At 74.9% G+C, this 1,935-nt stretch carries 2 protein-coding genes; both read right to left on the bottom strand.

Annotated features, from left to right (window positions below; translation table 11 throughout):
• Positions 1 to 848, bottom strand: an 848-nt coding sequence (locus tag RIF93_RS20455; RefSeq protein WP_309093278.1) for an NAD(P)H-dependent glycerol-3-phosphate dehydrogenase, incomplete at its 3' end; no start/stop codon positions are given.
• Positions 849 to 857: 9 nt separating this feature from the next.
• Positions 858 to 1,931, bottom strand: a complete 1,074-nt coding sequence (gene tsaD, locus RIF93_RS20450; RefSeq protein ID WP_309093279.1) for a tRNA (adenosine(37)-N6)-threonylcarbamoyltransferase complex transferase subunit TsaD — start codon at positions 1,929 to 1,931, stop codon at positions 858 to 860.
• Between the last annotated feature and the right edge of the window lie 4 nt (positions 1,932 to 1,935).

Below are 1,935 nucleotides of genomic sequence, written 5' to 3'. Positions count from 1 at the left end.
TCATAGCCCTCGGCCACCGAGCGCTTGCCGGCGAGGGCCTGTTCGACGGTCTGGCCTTGGCCGAGGGCGAGGCCCAGGCTCATGTTGCGCGACTGGGGGCTGGAGCAGGTCAGCACCAGGTCGCCGAGGCCGCACAGGCCGGCGACGGTGGCGGCCTGGCCGCCCAATGCTACCCCGAGGCGGGTCATCTCGGCGAAGCCGCGGGTGATCAGGGCGGCGTGGGCGCTGCGCCCGAGGCCGCGGCCCTCGGCCATGCCGCAGGCGATAGCCAGCACGTTCTTGACCGCCCCGCCGACCTCGGCGCCGATCAGGTCGTGGGCCAGGTAGGGGCGGAAGGTCGGGGCCGACAGGGTCTCCATCAGGGCCTGGCCGAGGGCGGCGTCGGCGCAGGCCAGGGTGACGGCGCTCGGCAGGCCGCGGGCCACCTCGCCGGCGAAGCTGGGGCCGGAGAGGACGGCGGCGGGGGCGTCCGGCAGGGTCTCGGCGAGGACGTCGGTCATCAGCTTGAGCGAGCCGCGCTCGACGCCCTTGGAGCAGAGCACGATGGGCACGCCGGGGCGGTGGTGCGGGGCGAAGGCCTGCAGCGTCGCGCGCATGTGCTGGGCCGGCGGGACGGCGAGGATGAGGTCGCAGGCGGCGAGGTCGGCGAGCTCGTTGCTGACGGCGACGCGGCTGTCCAGCACGACGTCGGGCAGGAACAGGTCGTTGACCCGGCGGGCGCGGATGCTGTCGGCCACCTCGGGCTCGCGCGCCTGCAGCAGGACGTCGAGCCCCGCCCAGCCGCAGACCTGGGCCAGGGCCGTGCCCCAGGCGCCCGCGCCGATTACGCCCGCCGTGCGGAATTCCATGGGCTCTCCTTAGGCCTTGGCGCCCTTGCGCCCGGGTTTGTGGGCCGGATCGGACAGGGCGGTCGCCTCGTCCAGCGGCCAGCGCGGCCGGGCCGCGGCGTCGATGTCTGAAGTCAGTCCGAGCTGCAGCCGTTCCGCCCCGGCCAGCGCGATCATGGCGGCGTTGTCGGTGCACCAGGCCAGCGGCGGGGCGAGGAAGCCGAAGCCGTGCCGGGCGGCGGCCGCCTCCAGGACAGCGCGGATCGTGCGGTTGGCGGCGACGCCGCCGGCCACCACCAGCAGGCGGTGATCGTGGCGTTCCGCGTAGACCTGCAGGGCGCGTTCGGTGCGGTCGGCCAGCTGGCGGGCGATGGCGGCCTGGACGGCGGCGGCGAGGTCGGCGCGGTCCTGGTCGGTCTCGCAGGCGTGGGCGAGGCGCGAGGCGGCGGTCTTGAGCCCGGAGAAGGAGAAGTCGCAGTCCTTGCGGCCGAGCAGGGAGCGCGGCAGGTCGTGGCGGTCCGGGTCGCCCCGTTCGGCCAGCTTCTCCAGCGCGGGGCCGCCGGGGTAGCCGAGGCCGAGCGCCTTGGCGATCTTGTCGAAGGCCTCGCCGGCGGCGTCGTCTATGGTGGTGCCCAGCCGGGTCATGTCGCCGACGCCGCGCACCTCGAGCAGCTGGCAGTGGCCGCCGGAAACGAGCAGCAGCAGGTAGGGATAGTCGACCGGGCGGGCGAGGCGGGCCGAGACGGCGTGGCCCTCGAGGTGGTTGACCGCGACCAGCGGCAGGCCGCGGGCCAGGGCGACCGCCTTGCCGAAGCTGAGGCCGACCATGACCCCGCCGACCAGGCCCGGCCCGGCGGTGGCGGCGATGCCGTCAAGAGCGTCGTAGCCGAGGCCGGCCTCGTTCATGGCGCGGCAGGCAACCTCGCCGATCATCTCGACGTGGCTGCGGGCGGCGATCTCGGGCACCACGCCGCCGTAGGCCGCGTGGTCGTCGATCTGGCTGTGGACCACCGAGGACAGGACGGTCGCCTCGCCCCGCGGCGTCAGGCGCACCACCGAGGCGGCGGTCTCGTCGCAGCTGGTCTCGAGACCGAGCACGGTCAGGGGT

Origin of the sequence: Phenylobacterium sp., assembly GCF_031181185.1 — a bacterium.
Taxonomy (GTDB): Bacteria; Pseudomonadota; Alphaproteobacteria; order Caulobacterales; family Caulobacteraceae; genus Phenylobacterium.
Note: the sequence above shows the minus strand (reverse complement) of the source record. Positions and strands in the feature narration are given on the sequence as shown.